The organism is Amycolatopsis sp. N2S4-7, from assembly GCF_058119595.1.
This window is the reverse complement of the sequence record NZ_CP172299.1, coordinates 7926403-7952290: the sequence shown is the minus strand read 5'-3', so window position 1 is coordinate 7952290 and position 25888 is coordinate 7926403. Positions and strand designations below refer to the sequence as shown.

The window sequence follows — 25888 nt, the reverse complement described above, 5'->3', positions numbered from 1 at the left end:
CGAGGGAAGCGAGGGAATCCGCCCGTCCGACGCCCGCTGGGAGCTGGGGTTCGGGGAGTGCGGGCGGATTCCCTCCCTACGCGTCGGTGTCGCGGTCGGCGAGCGCCTTTCGGACACGCTCCGTGTACACGGTGAGGACTCCGACCTTGGTCACCTTGACGCCCAGCTCGCCCAGCTGGACGGCCAGCTTGTCCGCGTTGAGCCCCTGGTAGGGCCGGTAGCCGGGGGCGAGCTGGCGCAGCCGGGCCACGACGTCGGTGGCCTTGGCCTTGTCGTCGTCCCCGAGGGCTTCGGCGACGTCTTCCAGCAGGTCGCGGGCGGTTTCCAGCTCCCGCGCGGGCCGGGCGCCGGCCACCGGGGTGCCGGGCTTGAGCTGGGCCATGGCGCGGGCGATAACGTCGGCGGCGGCGTCCCAGCCGCGGTCGTCGTCGACCTCGACGAAGAACGTCCGGACGATCTCGAACAGTTCGTCGGTCATGCCGGTGGCGACCATGGTTCCCCGGTCGACGTTGAACCGCAGCTCGGTGGCCCGGATCCCGGCCGCGAAGCTGCCGTCACCGAGGAACCCGTCGTTGGAGCGCCAGGTCTTGACTGCGAAGCAGCCGTTCGCGCCGACGTTTTCCACCAGTTGGGACGGGATCGCGTCCGCGCGGGAGGACTGGGTGTCGTAGACGGTGGAGACGCCGGTCTTGCGGCCGCGCTTGACGATGTTGACCGCTAGTTCCGCGGCGTGCTTGCCGAGGTCGGCGTGGCCGAACAGCTCGTGGCACTCGGAGAAGGCGACCAGCAGCGGACGCATGTCCTCGTGCTGTTCGGCGATCTGGCGGGTCAGCTTCTTGGCCCCGAGTTCGGCCAGCCGGCCCTCGCGGCGGCCGACTTCGGCGTAGAGCTGTTCCAGGTGCGCCAGCGCGGACTCGACGTGTTCGGTGGTGGCTCCCTTCTCGTAGTTCGACAGGCGGGGTGCGTAGGCGTCGAAGTCTCCGTTCATGGCGAAGACGTGGACCCGGATTTCGGCCAGCGGGTCCAGACCGACACCGAGGACCATGACCCGGACCGCGTTGGACTTTCCCTGGCCAGGCTGGCCGCCGAACACGGCGTTGGACCCGGCGATCGGGATGGACACGACGTCCCCGCGCTGGGTGATCCCGATCGGGACTCCGGCGAAGACGTCGGTGGACCCTTCGTGCAGCAGGGGGTAGTCCGGAGTCGGCTTGTCCATCACGCCCGAGTCGGCGACGTAGAGGTTGAGGTATCCGGCCTTGCCGCCCTTCTCGCGTCCATAGTCCGAGGCCCACACCTCGACGGCGTTGCGGTTGAGGTTCTTTGCCAGGACCTCGCGGCGGTCGGCGACCATGGTGGGTGCGACGCCCATGGGAAGGTCCACGATCGCCCGGTAGCCCTTGAACGCCCCCGCCCCCTCCCGGGTCGGGTTCAGCTCGAACCGTGGCGCCCAGCCGTCCTTGATGGCCTTGTTCATCGCGGGGATGCCGAGGTGGCGCAGTGCGGCCACGATCCCGTCCGCGGTCACCAGGGTGGACGCGTCCGTTCCGCCATCGCCGGTGCGGGCGAGCCACCCGGGGGTGGCCTCGGCCCGCCGGCCGATGTGGTGCAAGGCGGCCAGCCCGATCCACGGGGCGGCCAGCAGGAACGGACCCCACGCCACCGACACCGCGATGGTCACCCAGCGGACGAAGTCGGTGACCGCGCCGAACGGGGCACCGATCATGGACCAGTCGGAGAAGGAGATGGCCAGTAGGCAGCCGATCCCGAACAGCACCACGATCGCCACCAGCAGGCCCAGCAGCAGCGCCCGTCCGATCTTGACCGGGGCGTCCAGCCAGTCCATCGCGCGGCGGTGCCGCTTGTCCTTGGCCAGCTCGGCCCGTTCCTCCCAGTGCTTGAGCTCCTCGGCATCGCCGCGGGCCTCGGCCGCGCGCAGCAGTCGCTCGTAGCGGGAGTTCGTCTTGGCCTCCCACACCCGTTTGGCGACGATCCCGGCGCCGCCGAAGACGTAGGCGGCGTGCCGTCCGGCGAACTTGGCCGAGGCGACCGTGCGGTCGTGGGTGACCGCGGTGCGGGTGGCCTTGACCACGGCCGCGCCCTGGCGGCGGTACTGCGCGTACCGCCATGCCTGCTGCGCTTTCGGGTCGGTCAGCAGGGCCCATTCCTCCGGGGTGACGATCTCGCCCTCGATCGCTTCGGCCCCGTCAGTGTCGTGGCTGGGGAGGCGGTGGACGGTGGCCAGTTCCCCGGCCGGCTCCGCGACGGGCACGGTGTCGGTGGTGGTGTTCTCGTCGTCGTGGTGGTCGGTCGGGTTCATGGCTGGTGCCTTCCTGGCCGTGGGTGGTGCGCAGGCCAGAGCAAGACCGAACCACGTCCCGGGCGGGGCGTTGTTCAGCCCTGCCCGGCGCTGCGGGGTAGGGATCAGCCGATGCGGCCCGCGCGGTAGTCGTCGCGCAGCTGCACCGAGAACTTCTTGCCGCACCGCAGGGTGCGGCGGATCGATTCGCCGTTGTCCGGGTCGAACCCGTCCGGCCGGGCCGCCAGCGCAGCCGTGAACTCCTCACGCAGCTGCTCGATCGAGCGCCGCGCCGGTGTCGCCACCGTCGCGGTGCGACGCCGCGGGGTCGGCGTGCGCCGCGCCGCAACCGGCCGAGTGAGGCGGGGCTGGTCCGTGCGGGTGTTGCCCGGCTGAGCGATCGGCCGGCCGGGCGAGTCCGGCTTAGGGTCGAGAGTGGCGACCCCGCCGGGTCCCTCCCCCTCGCCCGGCGGGGTCGTCTCCCGTCCGGGGCCGGGCGTTGCCGGAGCGTCGGCGGGCAGGGCGAGCCCGGCGAACGCGGCGAGCAGCCTCGGCAGGCACCGCACTACCGCGACCGCGACGACCGGGCCCAGCAGGTGCAGCACCAGCCCCGAGACAGTGAAGTCGGCGGCCACGCCCGGCAGGTGCGGCCAGGCGTTCATGCCGAGGGTCAGGCCGAGGAACACCCACTCCGTGCGGTCCACCGCCCGGTCGTTGAGCGGCCGGCCGCGGGTGGTGAGGTAGGCGCGCCCGGCCACCACCATCAGCAGCGCCAGCGAGCAGAACGGTTCGGCCAGCCACGCGAACCACCACCGAGGGCTCCCGGCCGGGGCGCCCTCCGCCGCGAACGCCTGCACCCCGGCGGTCGACCACGCGAGCGCGAGGGTGAGCGACACCAGCGCCACCGCGAGCACCAGGCGGCGCATCCGGGCGTCGCGGTAGGCCAGCACGCGTGGATCGCGGTCCAGCCGCCACAGCGCGGCGGCCTGCTCGACCGCCTTGCGCCGGGTTCGGACTTTGTCCGTGGTGACCTGGAATGGGGCGGTGTCGGTCTCCAGCGCGAGCAGCTGGTGGGCTTCGGCGTGCTCGGCCACTCGCCGCCGCACCCGCCGCGTCACGCCGTGGCCCGCACGCTGCGGGGCGGGCACCGGATTCTCGAGTACCGGTTCCGGCGTGGCGGCGGCCGGGGTGGCCTGGGCGACGTCGGCGAGGTGGCGTTCCAGGGCGGCCAGGCCGCGCCCGACCTCCCCGCCGTCGTCGTGGTCGTCGCCTGCGATGTTCGTGGTGCTCATGCCTTGGCCTCCTTTCGGTCGGTGCCCGCGGCCGGGGCCGGGGCGTTGCTCGCGGCGGTGCTGGACAGCTGGCGCGCGGGCGGGGTCGTGGTGACGGCGGCCCGCCGCGCCGGGCGGGTGCGCCGGTGCAGCTGGATCTCGTTCGCTGCCCACACCCCCGCCAGCACGGCGGAGATCAGGTCCAGCCAGGGCGTCCAGATCAGCCCGGCCACCAGCGGCGCACCGACGCCGGTCAGCTCGATCGCGTGCGTGCCCAGCCAGGCCACCGCGCTCTCCTGCCGGGTCCGGGCCGCCGGGTGCTCACGGGTGGTCGTGTCCACGGCTCACCTCCTCGGGGTCGTCTCGGTCATGCATGGGCGGCCTCCCAGGCCATCCGCGGCGGCGGTGGGCTGTGCCCGGCCGCGTGGCGCTCGAAGTGGTGCGGGTCGTAGTCGTGGCCGTTGTGGGCGTCGAAGTAGTGGTTCACCCGCGCCCGCGGCGGGGTCAGCACGACGCGGGTTGTGTAGCGGTCCAGCCGGGCCAGGCACCCGGTCAGCACCCGGACCACCAGCACCAGCGCCGCCCGACCGAGGTGCACCAGCAGCCACAGCACCAGCGCGGCGACCACCTTGGACAGTGCCCACGTGCCGTTGCGCTCCACCAGGCGGCGCAGCAGCAGCACCGTGTCCGCCGCATCGGCCGGCGAGAGATTCGGAGTGTCTGGTGTGGACATCACCGCTCCACCCCCGTCGCCTTGTCCCACGCCTGCGCGGCCTTGCCGGACATCCGCCCCGCCGACGCGGTGGCGGCGGCCAGCGCCAGCATCGCGTGAACCGTCGCGGCAGCCAGGGTGTTGGCCACGTCCACGACGTCAGCGTGCGAGCCGAAAGCGTTGCGGAGCAGGTGTTCGGCTTCGGTGTAGTGCTCGGGTCCGGTCACGGTCAGCACTCCTCGGTGGTCGGGTCGATGGCGGCGGGGTCGTCGTCGGGGTGCAGGTCGGCGGAGATCCCGACCGGGCAGCCCTGCCGGCCGTTTCGCTGCGGGAGGTCGCCGATGGCGGCCAGGTGGACGGTGCCGTGGCTGCCGCGGCTGGTGCGACGGCTGGTCAGGCCGAGGAAATCGGCCCACGCGGTGTAGATCTCGCGGACGTCGGCCTGCGCGATCCCGAGCGTGGGCACGGTGCCGTGCAGCTGGCCGAGCTGGCCGAGACTCCAGTGCAGCGGTACCAGCCCCGCCCGGTTCGCCTTGTGCAGCACGGTGGCCAGCGCGGCGTGCGCCTGAATCTGCCAGCGTCGGCGGTCGACGTCGGTGACCGGGCCGAACAGGCTCGATCCGGTGTGGTCGGTCACGACGTCCCCGATCCCCGGCCGTGGTACCCGGCGGCCTGTTCGATGAGCTGTTTGGCCTGCGCCGCCGATTGGAGCGCTTTGCCGTAGTGCATGCGCAGGATCTGCTGGGTTTCGTTGGCTCGCTCCAGCTTGGCCATGGCCTCGGTGAGCAGCGTCGCGGCCCGTGAGGCGTCGGCGGTGTTGCCGAGGACCCCGAGGGCCTGGTTCCCCAGCGACGACATCGCATCGCGGGCGGCCTGCACCTCCGGCGGCAACTCGGCCTCGGCGAGCTGCTGCAGCGCGCCCAGCGGGATGGCTTCGGCGATGGCGTTGAGCTGCGCGACTTCTTCGGGAATGGACATGACTGTCCCCTTTCGATCGGGTGTGGGTGGAGTGCTGGAATCTCGTTGCAGCGCAACAGGTTGCGCCGAGTGCGGGCGGGTGCCGCGGGGTTGTGCGGTGGCAGGGATGTGGTGGCCGTAGCCATGGCGGGTAAGGACAAGCCGGGCGAAGTGCAGCACCAACCCCTGCATCTGAGGTGCTTTGAACCGGTCGGTCCACCAGAGGTGATCACCGCGAAGGTGATCGATGTCGGTGATCACGTCGCCGGGCATGTTCGGGCCGTCTACGACCCGGGGCCGGGTTTCGGCGATGTTCCCGCTCAGGTAGCGGTCGCACACGGCCTGGCGGTCGTGTTCGCCGAAGATGTCCAGAACCGTCCCCGCCGGGGTCAGGGCCCCGCTGTGCGCGGGTTGCCAGACCTCCTCACCGACCGCCCGGTAGTCGATGGTGAACAGGTCCCATCCGGTGATCGAATGGATCGCCCCGGCCAGCCAGTGGCAGAACCCCCGGCCGAAGAACGACTCCGCATCCCCGTCGATCTCCCCGGAGATCAGTGTGAAGAACCGACGGCCCTCCGGGGTCGGCTCCGGAAGGTTCAGGTCCACCAGCCCGTCGGAATCGCCCCGCAGATCCACCGCCGGTTCGGTGGTGGTCATGGCCGGAGTCAGGCGGCCGGCAACGCCGGGTGGCGGTGGCCGCTGATTGCGGTGACCCGCAATGCGGCGGCGACGTCGGTCACCAGGTCCACCGCCCGCTGCGGGTAGCCACCGGCGCGCAGGTGGCGGACGACCTCGTCGAGCAGCCCGGCACGGGCGACCGGGTCCCGGTCGCTCACGTAGCAGGCCATGAGGTGAGCGATCGGCCCGGTTCCCGGCTGGTAGGGGGCTCCGGTGGCGAGGGCCTCTTCGGCGGTGGCGATCATCCCGGCCAGCTCGCCCGCCACCTGGTGCTCGGTCACCCCGGCCTGCCAACGCTCGGGGTGGTCGGGTTTGGCCGCGGGGAACACCGACGCGAGGTAGGTTTCCTCGGCCGCGTACAGGTACAGCAGCCGCATCCGGTCATCGGGGCAGGCGGCCCGGGGCAGCAGCTGACGCGCCAGCCGCGCCACCCGCTGCCCGGCCTCGTGGTAGGCGGTGCCGGCCATCTGCTTGGCCAGCGCCACGGTCATGCTGGGAGCCGGGGGCGGGTAGAACGGCTCATCGTCGTCGCCGGGGTCCGGCGCGGTGGTCAGGGCCGTCGTGGAGATCGTGGCAAGGGACATGGCGAAGCCTCCAAAAAGGACACGGGAACGAACGAGGCGGGACTCAGGCGGCGGGCGGGGTGGCCAGGCGTGCCCATTCGGCCGGCCAGTCGACCGCGGCGGCCTCCCACCCGTCGGGCACCAGGGCGTAGGAGCTCTCCAGCAACGACCGGACGGTGTCGCGGGCCATCGGCAGCCGCGCCGTCCCCGACGGGGAGCGCAGCAGCACGTTCAGCAGGCCCGGGTGGCCGCCGGTGTCGGGCATGACCTGCACATCGCCGTCCCCGGCCGGTTCGACCAGGCCGGTGCGCAGTAGCTCGCGGGCGAACATCCAGCGCTGCCCGTCCAGGTGCAGCGTGACCGCCCACGGGTCGGCGACGCGGTACTCCCAGAACCCCTCGATCGTGCCCCGGCCGAGCAACCACACCGAGCAGGGAATCCGCACCTGCGTCATCGCCAACCTCCGTCGTTGCCGGGGAGGCGGGTGCCGGATCCGGCGACCGGGTCGAGCTGGTGGATGGCGGCCGTGGCCGCGGGCGAGCCGAGCAGCGACATGACGTTCCTTTCTCGACAAGGGAATGTGCTGGCAGGTAACGGGTGGGTCAGGCGGCGTGCGGCTGGTGGGCCGGGTGGGCGGCCAACAGACTGGTGACGTAGGTGACGAACGACCGCTGGGCACACGGGTGGATGGCGTCGGTCTGCGGGTCCCGCAGCGTGGTGCGCAGCCACAGCGTCAGCCGCGCCACCGACCAGCCCTGTGCGCGGCGCTTGGCGATCGCGGAAACCAGCGCCTCCAGGAACACCCGCCGCACCCGCGGGGCGCGCACCGCGGCCTTGGCCGCGATCACGCTGTCCGGCGCGGTGTTGGACAGCGGCGGCCGGCTGGCCCGCGGCCGGGACGCCATCTCGGCCTCCCGCTCAGCGGTGGCCAGCAGCCGCAGCTGGGTCGCGACGTCGCGGTAGACCCCGGCCCGGCGGTGCATCCCCACGTCCCGGGTGTCGCGGGTCAGGAGCCGGGCATTGGCGGCCAGCAGCCCTGCCAGCGCCTCGAACCGGCGCGCCACGCCCACCGCGGTGTCCTCGGCTGCCGGGACCAGCACCAGCGGGTTGCCCGCGGCGGGGGCCTGCTCGGCCTCGGCCAGCAACCGCAGCTGTGCCGCGACGTCGCCGTACACGGCCACCCGGACCTCGGTCACGGTCTCCGGCAGCCCGGCGGTGGCCAGGAGCGCGGCGTTGCGGGTCAGGGTGTCGGCCAGGTCGGTGAACCGGGCCGCGACCGGGGTGGTCTGCGTGGCGGTCATGAGCGGTCCCTTTCGGGCGGTGGAGCCGGAAGCAGGCATGGCGGTGCCCCGAGGCGAATGCGGAATTGCGAGGCGGGGCGCGGAAACTACGCCGGAAAGTGGTGGTGAAGGGTGAGTCAGGCCGCGAGGGCCAGGTGCAGGTTCTCGATCTCGACGCGGGTGGCGGCCAGCTCGGCCAGGAACACCCGAGCCAGACGCATCGCCTCCATGCCGTGCGGGCCGGAGAACCCCGCGCGCACCTCGGTGTAGGCGATGTCCAGCCAGTGCTCCCGGTCCCACGGCGTCGCGGTGGCGGGCGGCATCGTGGCCAGCAGGTGCGCGAACGCGGCCGGGACGAACAGGCGGTCGGTCATGACGTCCTCCCACAGCGCAGAGCGATCCAGGTGGTGAGCAGCGACGCGGCCACACCGATCGCGCGGTGGGCGGCCTGGTCCAGCTCGGTCAGTGCGGTGCCCGGGCCGGATTCGTCGACCACGCCGTCGCGGCGCCGCACCGTCGCGTGCTCGACGTAGCCCTGCTTCCCGGCCAGCCGCACCAGCGCCTTCAGTGGCGCCCGGCGATCGATCACGAAGTGCGTGACCGCGTTGACCGCGGCACCCGCAGCCAGCGCCCGCAGCGGCACCCGGAACCCCAGCACCCGCGTCACGCCACCGCCGCGCCCACCTGACCAGCCGTGTAGCTGGCCACGTGCCGGGCGCAGTGCTTCGCGCCCTCCCGGCCCGGCAGGCCCTTCCCGGCCGCGTCCTCGCTGGACTGCAACCACTGGTCACACACCGGATGGATGTCCGCGAACGTCGCCTGCAACGCCGCGAACAATGCCAACCCACGCACCGCGGAACTGGTCATCTCAGGCCACCTCCCCCAACTGCCCGCGGATCGCGATCGGCAGCGTGATCACCGGAGCAACCGGAGCGTCCAGCTCGGCCAGCACTGCCTCGATCTCCGCAATCTCCGCATACAGGCCGACCAGGTCCGCGACGCCGTCGAACTCCCCCACCAACACGCTGTCACCGGCCAGACCGGTCGTATCGGCGAAGTAGTCGAAGTCCAGATCGACCGCGTCCATCTCGATCTGGCGGCGACTGGGGCGGGTGGTGTTCATCGGGTAGATCCTTTCCTCGTTGACTCATTCAAGCTAGCTCAAGCTAGTTCAACGGCGCGATAGGCCAACCGAGTGAACTAGCCCAAGCTGATACAAGCGGACTAATCTGGGGTTATGGACAGCTCCGCTGGGCAAGCGCCCTTCGAAGTCGTGGCAGCCGAGATCCGAAAGGACATGCGGGAAGGGAAGCTAAAACCAGGCGACAAGCTGCCTACCCATCGCGAGCTGGCCGGCCGATACGACATCGCCATCGCCACCGTCCAGCGGGCACTCAAGGTTCTTCAGGACGAAGGGCGTCTAGTGGCGCGCCAGTCGATAGGCGTCTTCGTCACGGAGAACGCGGGGCAGGCAGAACCGCTGACGATGAGTCAGCTGGCGGCCCAACTCGCTGACCTGCAGGAGCGTGTCGAGACGTTGGAACGCCGGTCTGGCTAACCCTTGTTCAGTTCGCGGAAGAACTGGATCACGCCGTCGAGGGCGTCGTTGCCGTGGTCAGCAGCAGTGCCGACGGCCCCAGCAGCAACGATCGGAGCCTTGATCACGATGAGGATCACCCCCAGAACGATCAGCGCGAAGACGAACTTCTTGGCGGCTCCGCCGCCGGTCTTGAAGCCGGGGAACGAACTCTTGGCCATGATCTCTCCTTTGTGCTCGTTTGACTTGTCCAGTTCGACCGTGTCGATGTTGATGACTCCATGAAACAGGCCTCTGAGCTGCACGAACAGGGCACACTAGGGGGCACACTCGTACAGTGGGGGCACAGTCGGCGGGGGAGGAGAGCGAGTGGGCAACGATCAACTCGAAGCCCTGATGATGGAGGCGGGGTACCTCCGCGAGGACGGGACCGTGGGCCTCAAGGTCTTCGCGCGAGCAGTCGGAGAACAGGCTGGCAAGACCTTTAGCCACACGTACGTCCGTCGATGGCTCGACGGGATGGTGCCGCGTGACGCCAAGACTTGCACGGCAATAGCAGGCGCACTCGGACAGCGTCTCGGCCGGCGGATCAGCCTGGCAGAGATTGGCTTCGGCAAGGCGCAGAAGGTGCGAGCCGACCTCGGGCTCGACTACCCCGACCAAATCACGGACAGCGTTAGCTCTGTCGCGCGGCTGTGGCAGGCAGATATCGACAGCATGTCGACGTTGCTAGACGCACCCGCGAATGCGGCTGCCTGGAACGAAGCGGCGTTGTCCTGGCTTGTAACGACACGTGATAACGTCCTGAGCGACACAGGCAAGCGCAAGGTGGGCGAAGCAGACATCCGGGGAATTCAAAAGACAACCGAAATGTTCGACGCGCTCGACGGTGAATACGGAGGCGGTCACGCGCGAAGAGCCTTGATTGAATTCCTGCGAACAGATCTGACTGGGCTGCTCGCAGGGCAAACGACCAGCAAGGCAGTCAAAACCAAACTCTTCAAGTCGGCAACGCAGGCGACTCTACTGGGCGCCTGGATGTCATACGACGCCGGGCTACACGGACTGGCGCAGCGGTATTTCATTCAAGCACTTAGAATCTCGGAAAGCGCCGACGACCGCCTGTTAGGTGCAAGCATCCTCGATGCGATGAGTCATCAGGCGACATTTCTGGGTCGCTACAAAGAGGCGGCCAACCTTGCGAGGACGGCCCGAATGGGCACAACTCTTTCGGGATCGGCAAGTGCTGCCGCTCATTTTCATGCAATGGAAGCCCGGGCCCTTGCCCGACTCGGCGACTCAGTCGGATGCGATAAGGCAATGGCGGCAGCCGTTAAAGAGTTCGAGAGGCGCGATCCCGAGAACGACCCGGCCGACTGGTTCTCGTACTTCAATGAGGCTGAATTGGCCGCCGAACTTGGCCACTGCAACCGGGACCTCGGCCGCCCAAATGACGGAGTCACGTACGCGACGCAGTCTCTTGGCCCAACGGCTAGCGGCTACGTGCGCAGCGATTTCTTTGTAACCATGGTTCTTGCCGACTCTCATCTCGACAATGGAGATGTAGGCCAAGCCTGCGAAGTCGCCCTTAGGGCGATCGACATTGGCGAGTCGCTGAAATCCGCCCGATGTGGCGCGTACGTAGATGAATTTCGCACACGCCTCACCGGAATCGGCCAGACCGCTGAATCCAGGGACTTCTTCGACAGGGTGGCCACGGCGCGACTGTGGACACCGCAGGATGCTAAAAAGGCGCCCAGTCGCGGCGGTCTCCACCTGTCTTGATCGCAGAGACCCGCTTACGCACCTCCTGGGCCGCGTCCTCGGAGTCCTTTCCCGCGAGCCAGAGAGTCATGGCGATCTCGCGATAGTCAGCCAATGTCTCGTACCCGGACCACTTCATGATGTCGAATCCATACACATCAACAAAGGTCCGATACTCATCGGCAGTGTGCCACCCGAACCGCTCGTAAAACAACGCAGTCTGCACTAGGTCCCACTCTCTCGGACCGATACAGAAGCTGTCCAAGTCAATAAGGCAAGCGACACCTTCTCGGGAGAGAATGACGTTTCCAACGTTTGCATCACCGTGGATAACACCTCGTGGCAGCGGAAATTCGAGGCGTTCATAGCTTGCCTTCAACTCGCTAATCCGACTACGCAAATAAGCCTCGTCATCCCGAGCAAGGCTGCGCGCCTCATTAAGGCGACCTTCGATCTCCGTGAAGGGCTTCTTTGTTGCCAGCTCCAGGCTGGCGGGCGCGCGTAACGCATGTAGATCGCGAATAATTCTGGCCACATCCGCGATAGGCGCATACTTCTCTTCTTCCGAAACGGATTCCCAGAAAGTTGCGGGATGACCGGACGCGTCGACCGGCTGTGGGATATTCAGGGCGCGGTTGGCAGGGAATTCTTCGGATGCGAGCCAACGTGCTACGTCGACTTGGCGGCGAGCTTCGTCGAACCCCTGTCGCTCTCGTCCGACGCGAAGGATGACATGGTCCGGTAGTCGGAATACAGCGTTCGAGCCAATCCTGATGAGCTCGGCATTTGCGCCGTCGATGCCCGCCCCCTTGCAGGCAGCGTCAGCCAGTTCGCGCGCTGACGCCTCGGTCAAACCCTCGGTCTGACTCACGTTGTCGCCTCCCTTTGCAGTTCGACTCAACCGCAACCCTAGTGATGGTGTCGCGGGGGCTGGTCAAGCGAGCCGCCAGCCTGCGTCGGGTTACCCCATTTCGCCGTTGGCTTCTCGCATGTGGGTGCAGTAGCGCGGTCCTCCGAGGTGCAACGGTTCGGCGGGGTCCTGATAGGTCCAGAAGTCCTGCGCGTCTTCGGACTGGTCGAACGCGACGGTCGACCAGTGATAACCGGGGCCGCGGGCCTGCGCGGCGTCCAGCAGCAGCGTGCCGAACCCGCGCAGCCGGTGGGCGGGGTCCACCTGGATATGACGGACGACCCCGCGGTGGTCGACACCGCACAGCTGCACGTCGGCGACCGCGACGACCGCGCCGCGCACCCGCACCTCAAGCCGGCCGACCCCAGCGCGAACAGCTGGCCGGCGGGCGACGACCAGAATCTGCGCCCGGCGGTCTTCGGGCTGGTCGGCCTGCTCCACGGGCATCGGTGTGCGGTGGTCGACGATGAGCCAGCGGGCCCGAGGTCGGCGCCGAGCCCAGCAACGGGCGCACACCTGACTGGAAAGCCGGAGGGCGTGGTGGTAGCCGCTGCCGCCGTTGGCGAGCGCCATCCGGTGCTTGCGGTTGAGGCACCAGACGTGGTCGCGCTGCGAGCGGACCGGCAGGTCCTCGGGTTCAGTCGTGTCGGGTGTCGCGTTCAGCCACTCTCGCTCGCTCACGTGTTCGATGGTAGTGGCATCGCTGCAGCTCACCAGGCATCCTGGCGGCATGGGTGAGGGAACGATCTTCGACAGGTGGGAGACGGCCGGCCGCCAGGCGATGCAGCGAGATGAGGCGCGGCGCGCGCGGTGGGCGGCGATCGAGCGGGCCGCGCGGTGGCCGCTGCTGGCGGGTGTGGCCGTGGTCGGGCTGGTGCTCGGGGTGCTGGCGGACTGGCCGTGGTTGCCGTGGGCGATCGGCGCGGGCGCGCTGGTGCTTCTCGCCCTGGTGGGGGTCCGTCGGCGGCTGGGCGTGGCCTACACCGCCACGGCGGCTCTACTGGTGGTCGACGCCGGGCTGCTGACCTACGTGACGCCGTGGCTGTGGGGCCTGCTCGCCGGGATCGGCGGGCTGGGGTTCGCCGCGGTGGCCGCGGTGAGGCTGGGCTGGTGGCAGGATCGTCGGCCGCAGGTGCTGGCCGTCGCGGTGGCCGGGCTGGTGCTGATGGTGGCGTCCACGGTCGGGCTCGGGGTGCACGCGGCCGAGGTGGCCGCGAACGAGCGTCAGCAGCTCGCTCAGGCGCATGAGGAGGCGTTCAGCCGGATCATGCCGCACTCGGCCGGGTCGTTCGTCCAGTTGATGATCAGGTCGATCGGGGAGCGGCAGCCGGACGTCGCGTGCACGATCCTCACGGCGCCGGCCAGGCGGGACTTCGCCGCCGCGAACGGCGCAGACAGCTGCGAACACGCCATCGACGCGCTGTCCGCTCGCGTGCCCAACGGCATCGCCTACCAGAACGCGGCGATTCTGCCGCTGCCCGGCGCCGCGACCGAATACGGGCCGGGCGGCCGCTGGCTGCGAGTGGACGCGTGCGACCTTTCGATCGACCCGCCGACCGCAGGGCCGACCTCGCTGGGCATCTTCCGGCTGGAACTCGCCAAGGGCGGGGGCGGCGGCTACCAGGCCACCACGTTCACGAAGTGCCAGTAGGAAGCCGTTCCCAGCAGCGGGCGACAGGCCGGGTTTCCCAATGCCTTCCCAATCGCTGCACCACCGACCATCAACGGTGACCGTTTCCGCAGGTCAGCAGCCGTGCCGCGCCTGCACAGCTTCTAACCCTCCGGAGGCAGGTGTCGCAGGTTCGAATCCTGCCGAGGGCACCCTTTTTGAACAACGGCCAGTGGCCCCTACCAGCGATCACGCGGTAGGGGCCGTTTTGCGATCCGGCCCGGCGGCCACGGCTGCATCCGTGGACCAACGGCCAATGCGCAGCCAGACGGGTCCCCGCCGCGTGCATCTCCACCTGCCGGCGCATGGCCGGTCGAGTGGCCGCCCGGTCAGCCCAGCGCCCGAACCGAACCAGGCGCGGAAGGCGGGCCCCAGGGCCCCGGCGGGGGGGTGACAAGAGGTTGACAGTCGGCCGCGGACCCGCCACTCGACGGTTCCCGCGGGACCTGCCTCTCATGCATAATGGAACAACGCGATCGCGATAGGGAGGCTGGTCGACGTGAGGTCCACCGATTCGGAAGTGCGCACGGAATTGCTCGACCTCAGCAACGTTCCCCTCGGAGAACTCCGCACGCTCCACACCCCGTCGCTGAACACGGCGATCAAAAAAGTGTTCGACCGCTCCAAACACGTTGACGTCGACGAGATCCAGGGGCAGATTTCGATCTGATCCGGGCCTGACGAGACTGCGCCAGGATCTCCGTGATTCGCCTGGGGCGAGCCGGCGAAAAGGAGCACAACCGAATGCAGGCCGAGCTGCCGCGTCACCAACTGCCGTGGTCGTTCTTCGCCCAGCTCTGCACCGGACCCACGTCGGCCGCCGTCATCGAAAACCTGCGTTCGGGGCAGCTCAGCCGGCGCAAACTGCAGATTCGCGCCTTGACCGAACTCCTCGACGACCGCCCGGAAACCCCGGCCGGTGCCTGGTCCGTCCTCGTCGCGGCGGACCGGCGGAATCCCGGGTTCGTCAACGAACTGCTCCTGCATCCTTCCGTCGGTGTTTGGCTGACCCGCACGCTCCGCAAGCTTTCCGGCGCGGCCACCGACAGCACGCCGTTGCGGACCGATCTGGACTACTTCGCCTCGATCGCCGGCTCGGCGGCCATCCGGTGCGGCGTGCCCTGCACCCTCGAAGTCCCGGTCGTGCACGGAGTCACCACGCTTCCGGCGGTCGGCCAGGTCAAGCTGCCCTCGGCGTTCCCGGCGGGCCGGGCGGTCCTCGAAGTCGCCCCGGACGGCGTGGCCACCGTGCGGGCGCTCGGCTCCAGCGCCGCCGTGGAATTCTTCCCGCCGGAACCCGCTCCCGGATTCGTGCCGGTCAACCGGCACACCATGACGTCGCACGGAATCCGCCTTTCGGTCGAGATCGACGATCGCGGCCCCTACCGGACGTTCTCCGCGCCGACGGCCCCGCGTCCGCTCGACCCGCTCGAATACACCGAATGGACGAAACTGCTCGGCGAAGCCTGGGACATCCTGAGCACGCACTACCGGGGATTCGCCGAAGAACTGTCCGCCGGTATGTCCACGCTCGTGCCACTGGAAAGCGAAAACTCCATCACCGGAGCGTCTTCGTCCATCGCGTTCGGCGCCATCGCGATGACCGCGAAGTACTCGGCGGTCGACTTGGCCGAAGCGCTCGTCCACGAACTCCAGCATTCGAAGCTGAACGCGCTGCTCGATCTCGTCGAACTGCACGACCCGGACTCGGCCGGGCTCCATTACGCGCCCTGGCGTGACGATCCCCGCCCGCTCGCCGGGCTTCTGCACGGTGTTCTGGCGTTCGTGACGGCCGTGGAGTTCTGGCGGCTCCAAACCGAGCACGACGAACACGATGGCCTGTACGCCCAGTTCAACTACGCCTACCGTCGCCGGCAGGTGCGGCAAACGGCTGACACGCTGCTCAGATCACCGGCGTTGACCGAACTCGGCCGCCGGTTCGTCGAATCGGTGTCCGCCAGGCTGTCCGTCGTCGAAAACGCGCCGGTCGCCGACGAAGTCCTCGAAGTGGTGGCGAAGGTATCGGACGAGCACCAGGCGGCGTGGCGCCTCCAGCACCTGCGCCCGGACGAGAAGCAGGTGGCCGCGCTGGCGGAAGCGTGGGCGGCCGGCGACCGGACCCGTCCCCCGGCCCTCGACCTCGGTGCCGTCGTCCCGTGCTACCGGTCGCTCGCTCGCTCGCCGCGGGCCGAGCTGCTGAAGATGCGGTTCCTGACGTCCGCCGACGCGGTGCCCGCGGCGCGCCTGCGCGCCCTGTCCACCGCGGATCTGACGTACGTGAACGGTCACCACAGCAACGCCCACGCGGCCTACGGCGAGACGATCCGGGTCACGCCCAAGGACGACCAGGCGTGGCTCGGGCTGGGCCTCACCTCACCGGCCGGACCCGACGGGAAGCGGAGCGTCCTGCTCACCGCACCCCACGTCGTGCTCGCCGTCCGAGACAAGCTGCTCGGCGCGAACCACCGGCTCGAGCGGCCGGTCGAGCTGGTGCACTGGCTGAACTCCGCTCCCGTGTCCGCCGGCTGACCGGCGGACACGGGAGCGGGACCGTCAGAGCTGCATGGTGTCGGTGTCGCAGTTGGCCCGCTCGGACTTGACGGCGGCGGCCACGGCCTGGTGCTGCTCCCCGAGCGCCTTGCGCAACCCGGCGAGCGTGTTCGCGTGCAGGATGGTGGCCTCGTCGTCGCGTCCCATGGCCCGCAGGTCGATCGACAGGTTCAGGGCGATCGCCAGCGTGGCGGGGTGTTCCGCCCCGAGCACCCGGCTGGACCGCTCCAGGTTCGCCACGTCGAGCTCGTACGCCGCTTCCGCCTGCCCCAGGGCCGCCAAATCGCTCGCCAGGTTCGTGACGCAGACCATTGTGGACGGGTGGTCGTCCCCGAAGACCCTCTGCAGCGCCTCGGTCGTGCGCTTGTCGAGCATCCGTGCCTGCTCGACGTCGCCGATCAACCGCAGTGTGATGCCCAGGTTGATGGCGGACACCAGGGTGAACGGGTGTTCCGGGCCGTGGGTTTCGACGAAGAGCTGGTGACTCGACTCGCCGAGCTTGCGGGCTCCGGCCAGGTCACCGAGGTGCCGCAGGTCGGCGGCCATGCACGTCTCCGACGTCATGGTGTCGAGGTGCCGGTCGCCGTGCCGGCGGCGGTAGCGGTCGACGCACTCCTGGGAAAGGTCGTAGGCACCGGTGTGGTCACCGGCCTTGCGCCGGGCGACGGCGAGGTTGCGCATCGCGCCGATCGTGCGCGGGTGGTCGTCGCCGACGACCTCGCGCTGGCGGGCCAGCGTCTGTTCCTGCAGCGTGCAAGCCTCGACGTACTGGCCGCACTCGCGCAGGTCCATGGCCAGCGCGTTCAGCGTCAGGAACGTGTCGATGTGCTCCTCCCCCAGCACGATCTTCTTGCGCCGCCAGACGTCCTCGTCGAGTTCCCGCGCGTCGAAGAACTTGCCGACCAGGCGGAGGGTGCCCGCCAGGTTCACGCCGGCGGCCAGCGTCGCCGGGTCGTCCTCACCGAGCACGCGCTTCGACCGCGCGAGGATGTCCTCGCCCATTTCCAGCTCGCGGTCGAACCGGCCGAGGGACCGCATGTCCTGCCGCACCGTGTTGGCGACGCTGAGGAAGAGGTCGTTCTCTTCCCCCATGGTCTCCCGGACCAGTTCGTAGGTGCGGTTGTTGAGCTCACGGGCCTCGTCCGTGCGTCCGAGCCGCCACAGCGAAACACCCTGCAGCCGCGCCATGGCCAACGTGTCGGGGTCGCTCTCGCCGAACATCTCCTGCCACTTGCTCAGCGCCTGGCGTGACGTTTCGCGCGCGCCTTCGTAGTCGCCGTAGCTGACGAGGTACCGCACCAGGTTGACCATCATCCGGCGCACCCACGCGTCGGACTGGCACTCCATCATCCGCGACACCATGGCGTGCGGGAGCAGCTCGGAATAGGTCTTCCAGTTGGCCGAGTTCTCCGGGTCGTTCGGGTCGCCGTGCACCAGGAGGATGTGGACGGCGTGCCGCATCACGTCGTGCTCGGCGTCGTCCAGTTTGTTCTTGAGCACGGTCTGCACGAGCCGGTGGAGCTGGAGGGTGTTGGTCCGGTGGTCGATCCGCGCCAGGCTGTACCGGCTGATCTCGCGGATGGCCAGGTTGAGCTTGATCGGCTGGCTGAACGCGGTGGCGAGCTCTTCGGGCACCGGGACGTCCCGCACCGCGGTGAACAGGTTCCGGGAGATGGGTTCGGGTCCGAAGAACGCGCAGACCTGGAGCAGCTGCAGGGCGGCGGGGTGCGAGGCGCGCAGCTTGGCCAGCGGGACGTTCCAGGCCGCGGCCACCGACCGCTGGTAGTCGACCGAGCCTTCGCTCTCCGTCATCTCGGCCAGGTTCTGGTCCAGCAACTGGAGGTATTCCGCGACCGGCATCCCGGTTTGCGCCCGCCACGCCGCGGCCTGCTCGATCGCCAACGGCAGGTCTCCGAGTGCGTCGGCGAGTTGATCGGCATCGCTGTCGCTGATTTCACCGCCGGCGCGGCGGAGCAGTTCTTTGCTTTCTTCGCGGGTGAAGAGATCGACCTCGACCGTGCGCGCCACACCGGACCACTGCGAGTTCCGGGAAGTCACGACGATGTGCCCGGTTTCGCCGGAAACCGCCGGGAAGAACGGGCTCACGATCTCCGGGCGGTCGGCGTTGTCGAATACCAGCAGCCACCGTGAATAAGGATCGCCCTTGCGCAGCGCTTCGAGAACGCCGGGCACGGCCGCGTCCGCCGTTCCCGGCACCTGCAGTCCGAGCCGCTTGGCCAAATCGACCAGGCTGTTCGAAATCTGTGACGCGTGTTCGGCGGGAATCCACCAGATTACATCGTATTCACCGGCGTGCCGGTAGATGTATTCGACCACGGTCTGCGATTTCCCGACACCGCCCATGCCGTGCAGCGCCTCCGGCAGCACCGCCGTCGCGCCGCCGGACTGCACGAGCCGCTCCCGGAGCTGGTCCAGCAGATCGATCCGACCGACGAAGTCGGGGTTGCGCAGGGGGATCGTGCCCCAGATCTGCGGCCGGTTCGCGGTTCGGGGTGAGCCGGTGGCCGGAACAGGAGATGCGGGAATAGTCACGGCGTCGTCTCCTCCGGAGGTGGTGGTACCCGTGGGCTCACCCGACGAGGGCCGGGTGTCGGTCGTGGTCAAGTCGCGTTCCTCGGGGTCCGGCTGGGGTTTCTGAATTGATCCAGAAACGGTGTTTTGTACCACATTAGGGGACCCCGGTTGGGGCTCGCCCGCCGGACCACCGTTTCGGGTGTGCGGCGCCAGATCGGCTTCGAGATTCTTGGCCCGGCGGGCGTAGCGACCCGATAACGCACGGAATACCGCTTCCTGAACGCGCAGGTAAGGGATGTTTTCCGGAGAGACCTCGAGCCTCGACGTCCGGTCCGGGTCATCGACCGCGTCCCGGTAGTTCCGCAGGGCCGCGATCCGGGCTCCGGCGTACTGGCCGAGAACGCGAGCAACTCTCACAGTGGTGTCACGTCGTTCACCCGAGAGGAGTTCGGCGCGGACTCCGTCGTGGAATTCGAACGTCACTTCCGAGGGGTCGGCGGAGTCGGTGTTCCGCGATATCCGCCGGAGCAAGCCGCCAAGGAGCACTTCGGAAAGGGCGGGCAGGCCGGAGCCCGGCAGCAGGACCCGTTGCACGAGCCGCATCATCGGCAGGTTGAGCGGCGCCGCGGCGAGGAGACCCGCCAGCTGGAAAGCCTGCGCCGAGGCGTAGGTCCGGAAGCGGAGGACCTGGTTCCGCGGGGTGGTTTCCTCGGGTGGCTCGACCTGCCGCCCGGCGTCCAGGACTCGTTTGCGGTGGTCGGTGTGGGCGAGCACGGCGGTGGTTTCGACGGTGGTGGCCGTCGAAACCAGCCTGGCCCAGTCGCCCAGCCACGCTTCCGACAAGGTCAGCACCGGGACGGCGACCGCCCCCTCGGTGGCCGCGGGAAGGGTGTCGCCGGTCGTCTGCCTGCCCACCCCCTTGGAGCGCACCCGCAGCCGCCGGTTGGGGACGCCGGGAGCGGACGCCGACAGGCGGAGCCTGTTCGGCGAAAGGCCGCCCCACGTCCACAAGCGCTGCGGCAGCACGTGGGCCACCGCCACCGGCATGTGCTCGGACCAGCGAGCGAGCATCTCGTGCGCCACGCCGTCGTGCCAGTTTTCGCCGATCGCGTCCGTCATGACGATGACCAGCCGCCGGCCCGTCGGGTCGGTGAGGTCCTTCGCCCGGTACGCCGCTCCGGCGCCGCCTTCGGCGCGCAGAACGGGATCACCCGCCGACGGTTCCGAGCTGTCCATGAGGTGGACGCGCACGTCGCGGAACGCACCCTGCCTGCGGGTCAGGTCCCGGAACTCGGCGACGGTGTGCTGCCAGATCTCCATGGAAGGCGCGGTGTCCACCACGAGGGCGAGCTCGAAACGGTGCCACAGATCCGGCTTCCAGACCGGCAACCACATCCCGCCGTCGTCCGCGGCGCGCACGGCCGTGGCTTCCTCGTCGAGCGTCGTCGCCCACGGCGAGGGTGACGACCGCATGAGCGGCCGAAGAGCGCGGCTGATCTCCCGCGCCTGCGGCAACGCCGGCACGGTCGGCCAGCTCAGCGGCGCGGCCTCCCGGCCGTCTTCGGGGGTGACGCCCGCGGCGTGGACGAACCTGGCGGGGCCCGGGACCCAGTCCTGCCAGGTCACCGGCGAGACTCCGGGATCCGGCGGGTCGTCCGGCCGTCCGCGCCCGGATCCCTTCACCCCGTCCGGGCTCGGCGGAACGGATTCGGACTCCGGCTCGGCGGCCTCCGGCCGGGGCCGTTCCTCCTCGCCGGTCCGCGCCGGCTCCTTCGTCCCGGGCTTCGGCGCTTTCCCCGCCGAGCCGGGCACGCCGAGCCGGCTCGCCAGCCACAGGACGTCCCGGACCTCCCGCCACGACAGGTCCCGGCCGCGCAGCGTGGGCTCGGCCGCGTCCAGGCCCTCTTCCGCGCCCGGCGGGTCGCCGGCGCTCACTCCGACTCCAGGGACGACAGCGGGTGCCAGATCGCCTCGAGCAGGTCCTTCCAGTCACTGTCGGTCCGGTAAGCACCCGAAGTGGCGAGTTCGGCGGCCAGGTGAACAGCGTTCAACAACTGGTCCGACGCCAATCCGCCCACGCGCTCGCTGCGCTCGAGGAACTGGTCGATGAGCAGCCGGACGTCCACGCCGTCGGTGTCGCCGAACTGGGCCGCCACCATCAGTCCCAGCTGCTCGAACGTGGGCGGCCGCATGTCGAGCCGGAGACACCGGCGGAGGAAGGCCGGGGGGAAATCCCGTTCACCGTTGCTCGTGATGATGACGATCGGGAAGGCGCGGGGCCGGACCCGGCCCTCCCGGACATCGGCCGAGCCGCCCCGGTCGTGCGTGAGCACCGTGACTTCCGGCCGCATTTTCGCGAGGCGGACCAGTTCGGGGATTTCGTATTCGCCGTCTTCGAAGACATTCAGCAAATCGTTTGGCAGATCGATATCACTCTTGTCGAGCTCGTCGATCAACAGGACGCGGGGTTCGTCGAACGGCAGCAACGCGGTACCGAGCGGCCCGAGCCGGATGTAGTCGCCGATGTCGGCGGGCTCGGCGAGGTGCTCGCCCGCCGCCTGGACCCGGCCGATGGCGTCGTAGAGGTACAGCCCGTCCTTGAGGACGGACCGGCTGGAAATCGGCCACTTGAGCACCGGCCCGAGTCCCAGTTCCATGGCCACCAGGTAGGCGAGGCTCGATTTCCCCGTGCCCGGCCGTCCGGTCACGAGGAGCGGGCGCCGCAGGTAGATGGCCGCGTTGACCATGTCCACTTCCCGCGGCCCCGGCACCCGGGCCTGGTCCCGCAGCCGCCCGATCCGCCGCTGCCCGTCGCCACCGTCGTCGTCCGGCCGGCTGACCCGGCCTTCACCGCCGAACTCACGCCAGGGCGGCGGAGCGGGCAGGGGCACCGCCCCGTCCGCTGGGGGAAGACCGGTGCCGCGGTAGACCCGCCAGTCGCTCCGGTGGTTTGCCGATTCGGTTCCGGTCACAGGCTCGGCACCGCCTCGGGTGCGGTCGGGCGCTGAGGGACCACCATGCGTTCCGGGTCGTCCCAAAGAACCGCCAGGCGGTTGCCGACGTGACTCCCTTCCGGTCCTTCGGCGAAGGCGGACAGCCTGATGCGCCGTAGCCGTTCGAGCAGGTGGTGCGGGTCTTCGGCGTGCAGTAGTTCTTTCACGGTGTGGGAAAATTCCTCCGAACGGCAGTCTTCTCGATGCCAGACCATGACCGGGAAACCCGCACGAAGACCGATCGCGATCTCGTCGCTTTCCAGGGTGAACGGGCGGGGTGGGGCACTGAGCACGAAGGCGACCAGATTCGGCATGGCCTCGAAACGCGAAGTGAGTTCACGCAGGTTCTGGGCCTTTTCCCGATGGCTCCAGAACCCGGAATCGAGCGCGATCGGACCACCACCCCCGGCCTGCGCCTTTAGTTCTTTCCAGCGGACGTACCAGGCGCGGTGCCATTTGCGCAACTTCATCCGTTCCAGGCTGCGCACCCCCATGGGAAAGTGGCAGCCGAGCGGCTCCGGAACACTGGACTCGGTTTCCCACGGCCACTGGTCCACGTCCATGTGGAGCAGTTCCCGGGAAAGGATGAAGTCGAGCCGGATGTCCGGGTCGTAAGGCGCCCATTCGCCTTCGACCTTCTCCGCGAGCTCGGCGACCTTGTACTTCACCTGTTCGAAAGCACCCACGAAGTCGGGTCCGCGTTCCGGGTACCACCCACCGGAGACGTCGAGCTGCCGCCAATGGGACAGCAGGTAGCTGTCACCGTTGGGCCCGTCGGGCTGCAGCAGGAAGACCAGGTAGGCCTCCGACCGGGGCTTCGGCGGTTCGACCAGCCGGGTCAGCCCCTTGGCCTGGGCGCGGAAGGCTTCGAGCTCCGCGACGAGGTCCATGCGGCGGGCCTTCTCGTTCACCCACCCGCGCAGCTCCGCGGCCAGGTCGAACCGGAGCCGCCCGGCGACGTACTCGACGAGCATCAGGCACTTCGGCAGCCCGTTCGGCCCGCTGTTCAACGTCTCCAAAAGCAGAAACGCTTCTTCGAGCGTGGCTTCGGACGGCAGCGGAGGTGCCCCGATCCCGGCCACCAGGCCGTAGATCTCGGCAACATCGGAGACGCCCACTCCCGACAACAGGGCGAAAAGCTGACGCCGTTCGTCGGCCGTCCAAGCCTCCAGGGAGGTCATGTCGACGATGATCTGCCGGACCTCGGTCATCGCGATCGTGCCCGGTTCGATTTTCTCGAGTGCGGAGAGCAACGCGACCAAGCCGTCCGGGCGCTGACGGCAAGCCTCGACGATGGCGAACAAATGGAGGTTCGTCTGCGGGTATTCGGTCACCGGCAACGAATACCCCAGTTCGTCGGAAAGGAGCTGGAGGACCAGTCGTCGGCTGTTGAGGTCGACCATGCACGATACGCGGTGCAAGGCTTGCACAAGTGACCACAGGACTCCGGCGCCCGGTGCCTCACCCACCATCGCACGCCCCTCCACCTCACCACGGGCACAGCCCGAACCATCGTAGCGAGGTTCGGTCACGAGTTGCCCAGCCCCAGTTATATTGGTCCGATTGGGGCACTGTTGGAACGAAGCCAACAACTCGACGTCGCATGAAATCGCTCTGACCAGCTATTACCGCACTCTGTAACGGGCAGTTAGCGAGAGCGGCGATCATTCACACCGGGTGACGCGTGAACAGTTCGCGGCGCACTTCGAACTGACGTTTGCCCGCGTCCGAGAACGTGAACAGTGAGCCGTCGCCTTCGACCCGATCGACAGCCGGCCGGGGCCCCGCGCACCCGCCGAACGCCGACGCGGCCGGTCGCGTCGGCGTCACCGATCGGCTTGAATCCTGTTGAAATGCTGTGAACCGGACGGATCCGGCACCATCCACAGCCCTTTGGGCGTTCTCCGGGTACTGAGAACGGAGGATCCATGGGTGCTCTAGGGACGCTGCTCGGCTTCGCGCTGACCCTCTACATGCTCGTGCTGATCGCGCGGATGGTGCTCGACTGGACCGGCATGGTGGCCGCCAGCCCGCCGTGGGCGCGGCGGGCTCGGAGCCTTGCCTATTCGGCCACCGAGCCCGTCATCGGGCCCGTGCGGCGGGTGGTGCGGCCCGTGCGGATCGGGGGTATTTCGCTCGATCTCGCCTTCACGCTGGTCTTCATCGCCGTCGTCGTGCTGCGGTCGGTGGCCTTCGCGCTTTAGAGGGTGCCGCGGAAGCTTGCGGACAGGCGGTCGATGCCGCGCTCCAGCTCTGCCCGGACGCCGCCCAGGTCGATTCCGGCCGGGTCGACCAGTGCCTGCATCGAAATCCCGCGCAACTGGGCCAGCAGCGCCGACGCGTACGAATCCGCGTCGCGGACGCCGGTGATCGTGCCGTCCGCGACGCCGCTGGCCACCGTCTGGGCGATCGCGAACCGGAAGCGGCGGTCGGCCTCCGTCAGGGCGCCGCGCAGGGCCGAGTGCTCCGCCGCCGCGTCGCCCCAGAGGGCGAGGAACGCCCGGTTGAGCGTCGGCATCGTGCGGATCAGCTCGAAGATGATGTCCAGCAGCGCGCGCAGCATGTCCATCGGCGTCGCGGTCGCCGCGCCGGTGCGGGCCGCGACCGCCTCGCTGTAGGCGTTCGTGAACTCTTCGACCGCGTGCTCGACGAGCCGTTGCCCCAGCTCGTCCTTGTCGCCGAAGTGCTGGAAGATCACCGACCGCGCGTAGCCCGAACGGGCGCAGACGCCGCCGATCTTCAGCCGGCCGAACCCCTCTTCGGCGATGAGGTGCGCGGCCGCATCCAGGATGCGCGCCTCGACGATCTCCTCGCCGTCCTGCTGGATCCGGCCTGCGGCGGAGCGGTCCACCGCGTCATGTTAGCGACTGCAACCGCACACCACCGGCCGAACCGTCAGCGGACGGTGCGGGGACCGTCAGCGGCGGTGAGCAGTCTCGGACCGGCAACCACCGATCCGGGAGGAACCTCCGATGACCACCAAGACCGTGCTCGTCTCCGGGGCCAGCATCGCCGGCCCGTCCGCGGCCTTCTGGCTGCACCGCGGCGGCTACCGCGTGACCGTCGTCGAGACCGCGCCCGCCCTGCGGCCCGGCGGCCAGGCCGTCGACTTCCGCGGTGAGCAGGTGAAGCTGCTGGCCGCCATGGGGATCCTCGACGAGGTCCGCTGGTACGAGACGGCGATGGGCGACCAGACGGTGCTCGGCCTCGACGGGCGGCCCGCGCTGACCGTGCCCGGCGCCGCCTGGAGCGGGGAGGTCGAGATCCTGCGCGGCGACCTCGCGCGGGTCCTGTACGACCGCACCGAGGACCACACCGAGTACGTCTTCGGCGACCGCGTCACGAGCCTCACCGAGACGGCGGACGGCGTCGACGTCACCTTCCGGCACGGGGCGCCGCGGACGTTCGACCTGGTCGTCGGCGCCGACGGCGTGCACTCCGGCGTGCGGGCCGCCGCGTTCGGGCCGGAGCGGGACTTCCGGCGCGACCTCGGCTTCGGCATCGCCGGCTTCACCGCGCCCAACCACCTCGGGCTCGACCACACCAGCGTGATGTACAACGAGCCGGGCCGTGGCCTCGTGGTCGGCAGCCACCGGTTGCCGGACCGGCTGCACGTCGGCCTGGTCTTCGCCGCCGACGGCGTCGAGTTCCGCCGCCGCTCCGCCGACGAGCAGCGCGAACTCGTCGAGCGGCTCTTCGCGGACACCGGCTGGGAGACGCGGAAGCTGCTCGAGGCCCTGCCCGCGGCGGACGACCTCTACGTCGACTCGATCAGCCAGATCCACCTCGACCGCTGGGCCAGGGGCCGGGTCGTGCTGCTCGGCGACGCCGCTTGGTGCGCCGGGCCCGGCGGGTCCGGCACCGGCCTCGCGATGATGGGTGCCCAGGTGCTGGCCGGCGAGCTCGCCGCGGCCGGCGGCGACCACGTGACGGCGTTCGCGAAGTACGAGGAGCGCCTCCGCAAGCCGGCCACGGTCGGGCAGAAGAACGGGAAGGGCTCGGGCAACTTCCTCGCGCCGCGCACGGCCGCGAAGATCCGCGGCCGCAACCGCGCCTACCGGATGCTGAGCACGCGGTTGTTCGGCAGTATCTTCCTCAAGATGACCGACCGGGCGGCCAACGCGCTCGAGTACCGCGAGTACCCCGCGCTCACCGCCGCGTGACGGCGAC

General features: G+C 69.3%; 28 protein-coding genes. 7 read left to right on the top strand and 21 right to left on the bottom strand.

Going from position 1 to position 25888, the window contains the following annotated elements; genetic code table 11:
- Positions 1-76 precede the first annotated feature (76 nt).
- From ACH54P_RS37750 to ACH54P_RS37685, 14 genes are all read right to left on the bottom strand, one after another.
- Positions 77-2320 (bottom strand): cell division protein FtsK, encoded by a 2244-nt coding sequence (locus tag ACH54P_RS37750; protein WP_489908065.1) that lies wholly within the window; start codon positions 2318-2320, stop codon positions 77-79.
- Between the two features lie 104 nt (positions 2321-2424).
- Positions 2425-3591, bottom strand: coding sequence for a conjugal transfer protein TraI (locus ACH54P_RS37745; protein WP_489908064.1), 1167 nt, complete (start codon positions 3589-3591; stop codon positions 2425-2427).
- A complete protein-coding gene (locus ACH54P_RS37740; RefSeq protein WP_489908063.1) occupies positions 3588-3911 on the bottom strand; it encodes a conjugal transfer protein TraH in 324 nt (107 codons plus the stop codon). Before ACH54P_RS37740 ends, ACH54P_RS37745 begins: the two co-directional genes overlap by 4 nt.
- A 26-nt stretch (positions 3912-3937) precedes the next feature.
- Complete coding sequence (locus ACH54P_RS37735) at positions 3938-4303, bottom strand: hypothetical protein (RefSeq protein WP_489908062.1); 366 nt, start codon at positions 4301-4303, stop codon at positions 3938-3940.
- A complete protein-coding gene (locus tag ACH54P_RS37730; protein ID WP_489908061.1) occupies positions 4303-4509 on the bottom strand; it encodes a hypothetical protein in 207 nt (68 codons plus the stop codon). Before ACH54P_RS37730 ends, ACH54P_RS37735 begins: the two co-directional genes overlap by 1 nt.
- 2 nt (positions 4510-4511) lie before the next feature.
- Entirely contained in the window at positions 4512-4919 is a 408-nt protein-coding gene (locus tag ACH54P_RS37725; protein WP_489908060.1) for a hypothetical protein, read from the bottom strand.
- The gene (locus ACH54P_RS37720) at positions 4916-5896 is read right to left on the bottom strand and encodes a hypothetical protein (RefSeq protein ID WP_489908059.1); all 981 of its coding nucleotides are present in this window, start codon (positions 5894-5896) and stop codon (positions 4916-4918) included. Before ACH54P_RS37720 ends, ACH54P_RS37725 begins: the two co-directional genes overlap by 4 nt.
- Before the next feature lie 8 nt (positions 5897-5904).
- Positions 5905-6501: a hypothetical protein gene (locus ACH54P_RS37715; RefSeq protein WP_489908058.1), complete on the bottom strand. Its 597-nt coding sequence runs from the start codon at positions 6499-6501 to the stop codon at positions 5905-5907.
- 43 nt (positions 6502-6544) lie between these two features.
- Positions 6545-6934 carry an SsgA family sporulation/cell division regulator gene (locus tag ACH54P_RS37710; RefSeq protein ID WP_489908057.1) on the bottom strand — a complete coding sequence of 130 codons (390 nt, stop codon included), beginning with the start codon at positions 6932-6934 and terminating at the stop codon, positions 6545-6547.
- 148 nt (positions 6935-7082) lie between these two features.
- The gene (locus tag ACH54P_RS37705) at positions 7083-7781 is read right to left on the bottom strand and encodes a hypothetical protein (protein WP_489908056.1); all 699 of its coding nucleotides are present in this window, start codon (positions 7779-7781) and stop codon (positions 7083-7085) included.
- A 116-nt stretch (positions 7782-7897) separates the two neighbouring features.
- A complete protein-coding gene (locus tag ACH54P_RS37700) occupies positions 7898-8134 on the bottom strand; it encodes a hypothetical protein (RefSeq protein WP_489908055.1) in 237 nt (78 codons plus the stop codon).
- The gene (locus ACH54P_RS37695; RefSeq protein WP_489908054.1) at positions 8131-8427 is read right to left on the bottom strand and encodes a hypothetical protein; all 297 of its coding nucleotides are present in this window, start codon (positions 8425-8427) and stop codon (positions 8131-8133) included. Before ACH54P_RS37695 ends, ACH54P_RS37700 begins: the two co-directional genes overlap by 4 nt.
- Positions 8424-8627 carry a hypothetical protein gene (locus tag ACH54P_RS37690; RefSeq protein ID WP_489908053.1) on the bottom strand — a complete coding sequence of 68 codons (204 nt, stop codon included), beginning with the start codon at positions 8625-8627 and terminating at the stop codon, positions 8424-8426. Before ACH54P_RS37690 ends, ACH54P_RS37695 begins: the two co-directional genes overlap by 4 nt.
- 1 nt (position 8628) lies before the next feature.
- Positions 8629-8883 carry a hypothetical protein gene (locus ACH54P_RS37685; protein ID WP_489908052.1) on the bottom strand — a complete coding sequence of 85 codons (255 nt, stop codon included), beginning with the start codon at positions 8881-8883 and terminating at the stop codon, positions 8629-8631.
- 114 nt (positions 8884-8997) lie between these two features.
- Here ACH54P_RS37685 and ACH54P_RS37680 point away from each other — a divergent pair, with 114 nt between their 5' ends.
- Positions 8998-9318 (top strand): GntR family transcriptional regulator, encoded by a 321-nt coding sequence (locus ACH54P_RS37680; RefSeq protein ID WP_489908051.1) that lies wholly within the window; start codon positions 8998-9000, stop codon positions 9316-9318.
- Here the strand turns inward: ACH54P_RS37680 and ACH54P_RS37675 are convergent.
- Entirely contained in the window at positions 9315-9602 is a 288-nt protein-coding gene (locus tag ACH54P_RS37675) for a hypothetical protein (protein WP_489908050.1), read from the bottom strand. The two genes, ACH54P_RS37680 and ACH54P_RS37675, sit on opposite strands and share 4 nt — an antisense overlap.
- 64 nt (positions 9603-9666) lie before the next feature.
- Between ACH54P_RS37675 and ACH54P_RS37670 the strand changes: the two genes are divergently transcribed.
- Complete coding sequence (locus ACH54P_RS37670; RefSeq protein WP_489908049.1) at positions 9667-11082, top strand: NsdA family TPR-like regulatory protein; 1416 nt, start codon at positions 9667-9669, stop codon at positions 11080-11082.
- On the opposite strand, the gene ACH54P_RS37665 is transcribed toward ACH54P_RS37670, so the two are convergent.
- Entirely contained in the window at positions 11042-11932 is an 891-nt protein-coding gene (locus tag ACH54P_RS37665; RefSeq protein WP_489908048.1) for a phosphotransferase, read from the bottom strand. The genes ACH54P_RS37670 and ACH54P_RS37665 overlap by 41 nt on opposite strands.
- A gap of 90 nt (positions 11933-12022) precedes the next feature.
- Complete coding sequence (locus ACH54P_RS37660; RefSeq protein WP_489908047.1) at positions 12023-12652, bottom strand: GNAT family N-acetyltransferase; 630 nt, start codon at positions 12650-12652, stop codon at positions 12023-12025.
- Positions 12653-12701: 49 nt separating this feature from the next.
- On the opposite strand from ACH54P_RS37660, the gene ACH54P_RS37655 reads away from it, so the two are divergent.
- From ACH54P_RS37655 to ACH54P_RS37645, 3 genes are all read left to right on the top strand, one after another.
- On the top strand, positions 12702-13622 hold the full coding sequence (locus ACH54P_RS37655) for a hypothetical protein (RefSeq protein ID WP_489908046.1): 921 nt from the start codon (positions 12702-12704) through the stop codon (positions 13620-13622).
- 517 nt (positions 13623-14139) lie between these two features.
- The gene (locus ACH54P_RS37650) at positions 14140-14310 is read left to right on the top strand and encodes a hypothetical protein (RefSeq protein ID WP_489908045.1); all 171 of its coding nucleotides are present in this window, start codon (positions 14140-14142) and stop codon (positions 14308-14310) included.
- A gap of 74 nt (positions 14311-14384) precedes the next feature.
- Positions 14385-16169: an HEXXH motif domain-containing protein gene (locus tag ACH54P_RS37645; RefSeq protein ID WP_489908044.1), complete on the top strand. Its 1785-nt coding sequence runs from the start codon at positions 14385-14387 to the stop codon at positions 16167-16169.
- A gap of 24 nt (positions 16170-16193) precedes the next feature.
- On the opposite strand, the gene fxsT is transcribed toward ACH54P_RS37645, so the two are convergent.
- The 3 genes from fxsT to ACH54P_RS37630 are packed head-to-tail and all read right to left on the bottom strand — an operon-like array spanning position 16194 to position 23190.
- On the bottom strand, positions 16194-20660 hold the full coding sequence (fxsT, locus tag ACH54P_RS37640; RefSeq protein ID WP_489908043.1) for an FxSxx-COOH system tetratricopeptide repeat protein: 4467 nt from the start codon (positions 20658-20660) through the stop codon (positions 16194-16196).
- Positions 20657-21697: an AAA family ATPase gene (locus ACH54P_RS37635; RefSeq protein ID WP_489908042.1), complete on the bottom strand. Its 1041-nt coding sequence runs from the start codon at positions 21695-21697 to the stop codon at positions 20657-20659. The genes fxsT and ACH54P_RS37635 overlap by 4 nt, the downstream gene beginning before the upstream one ends.
- Positions 21694-23190 (bottom strand): VMAP-C domain-containing protein, encoded by a 1497-nt coding sequence (locus ACH54P_RS37630; protein WP_489916869.1) that lies wholly within the window; start codon positions 23188-23190, stop codon positions 21694-21696. Before ACH54P_RS37630 ends, ACH54P_RS37635 begins: the two co-directional genes overlap by 4 nt.
- 456 nt (positions 23191-23646) lie before the next feature.
- On the opposite strand from ACH54P_RS37630, the gene ACH54P_RS37625 reads away from it, so the two are divergent.
- Positions 23647-23922: a YggT family protein gene (locus ACH54P_RS37625; RefSeq protein ID WP_489908041.1), complete on the top strand. Its 276-nt coding sequence runs from the start codon at positions 23647-23649 to the stop codon at positions 23920-23922.
- Here ACH54P_RS37625 and ACH54P_RS37620 read toward each other — a convergent pair.
- Positions 23919-24569, bottom strand: coding sequence for a TetR/AcrR family transcriptional regulator (locus tag ACH54P_RS37620; protein ID WP_489908040.1), 651 nt, complete (start codon positions 24567-24569; stop codon positions 23919-23921). The genes ACH54P_RS37625 and ACH54P_RS37620 overlap by 4 nt on opposite strands.
- Before the next feature lie 121 nt (positions 24570-24690).
- Here ACH54P_RS37620 and ACH54P_RS37615 point away from each other — a divergent pair, with 121 nt between their 5' ends.
- Positions 24691-25881 (top strand): FAD-dependent monooxygenase, encoded by a 1191-nt coding sequence (locus ACH54P_RS37615; RefSeq protein WP_489908039.1) that lies wholly within the window; start codon positions 24691-24693, stop codon positions 25879-25881.
- Positions 25882-25888 lie beyond the last annotated feature (7 nt).

Excerpts from the sequence above, each read along its gene's own strand:
- ACH54P_RS37720 (WP_489908059.1), bottom strand. The coding sequence starts at position 5,896 with ATGACCACCACCGAACCGGCGGTGGATCTGCGGGGCGATTCCGACGGG.
- ACH54P_RS37625 (WP_489908041.1), top strand. The coding sequence starts at position 23,647 with ATGGGTGCTCTAGGGACGCTGCTCGGCTTCGCGCTGACCCTCTACATG.
- ACH54P_RS37615 (WP_489908039.1), top strand. The coding sequence starts at position 24,691 with ATGACCACCAAGACCGTGCTCGTCTCCGGGGCCAGCATCGCCGGCCCG.
- ACH54P_RS37710 (WP_489908057.1), bottom strand. The coding sequence starts at position 6,934 with ATGACGCAGGTGCGGATTCCCTGCTCGGTGTGGTTGCTCGGCCGGGGC.
- ACH54P_RS37645 (WP_489908044.1), top strand. The coding sequence starts at position 14,385 with ATGCAGGCCGAGCTGCCGCGTCACCAACTGCCGTGGTCGTTCTTCGCC.
- ACH54P_RS37715 (WP_489908058.1), bottom strand. The coding sequence starts at position 6,501 with ATGTCCCTTGCCACGATCTCCACGACGGCCCTGACCACCGCGCCGGAC.
- ACH54P_RS37685 (WP_489908052.1), bottom strand. The coding sequence starts at position 8,883 with ATGAACACCACCCGCCCCAGTCGCCGCCAGATCGAGATGGACGCGGTC.
- ACH54P_RS37750 (WP_489908065.1), bottom strand. The coding sequence starts at position 2,320 with ATGAACCCGACCGACCACCACGACGACGAGAACACCACCACCGACACC.
- ACH54P_RS37745 (WP_489908064.1), bottom strand. The coding sequence starts at position 3,591 with ATGAGCACCACGAACATCGCAGGCGACGACCACGACGACGGCGGGGAG.
- ACH54P_RS37630 (WP_489916869.1), bottom strand. The coding sequence starts at position 23,190 with ATGGTGGGTGAGGCACCGGGCGCCGGAGTCCTGTGGTCACTTGTGCAA.
- ACH54P_RS37680 (WP_489908051.1), top strand. The coding sequence starts at position 8,998 with ATGGACAGCTCCGCTGGGCAAGCGCCCTTCGAAGTCGTGGCAGCCGAG.
- ACH54P_RS37690 (WP_489908053.1), bottom strand. The coding sequence starts at position 8,627 with ATGACCAGTTCCGCGGTGCGTGGGTTGGCATTGTTCGCGGCGTTGCAG.
- ACH54P_RS37735 (WP_489908062.1), bottom strand. The coding sequence starts at position 4,303 with ATGTCCACACCAGACACTCCGAATCTCTCGCCGGCCGATGCGGCGGAC.
- ACH54P_RS37705 (WP_489908056.1), bottom strand. The coding sequence starts at position 7,781 with ATGACCGCCACGCAGACCACCCCGGTCGCGGCCCGGTTCACCGACCTG.
- ACH54P_RS37655 (WP_489908046.1), top strand. The coding sequence starts at position 12,702 with ATGGGTGAGGGAACGATCTTCGACAGGTGGGAGACGGCCGGCCGCCAG.
- ACH54P_RS37700 (WP_489908055.1), bottom strand. The coding sequence starts at position 8,134 with ATGACCGACCGCCTGTTCGTCCCGGCCGCGTTCGCGCACCTGCTGGCC.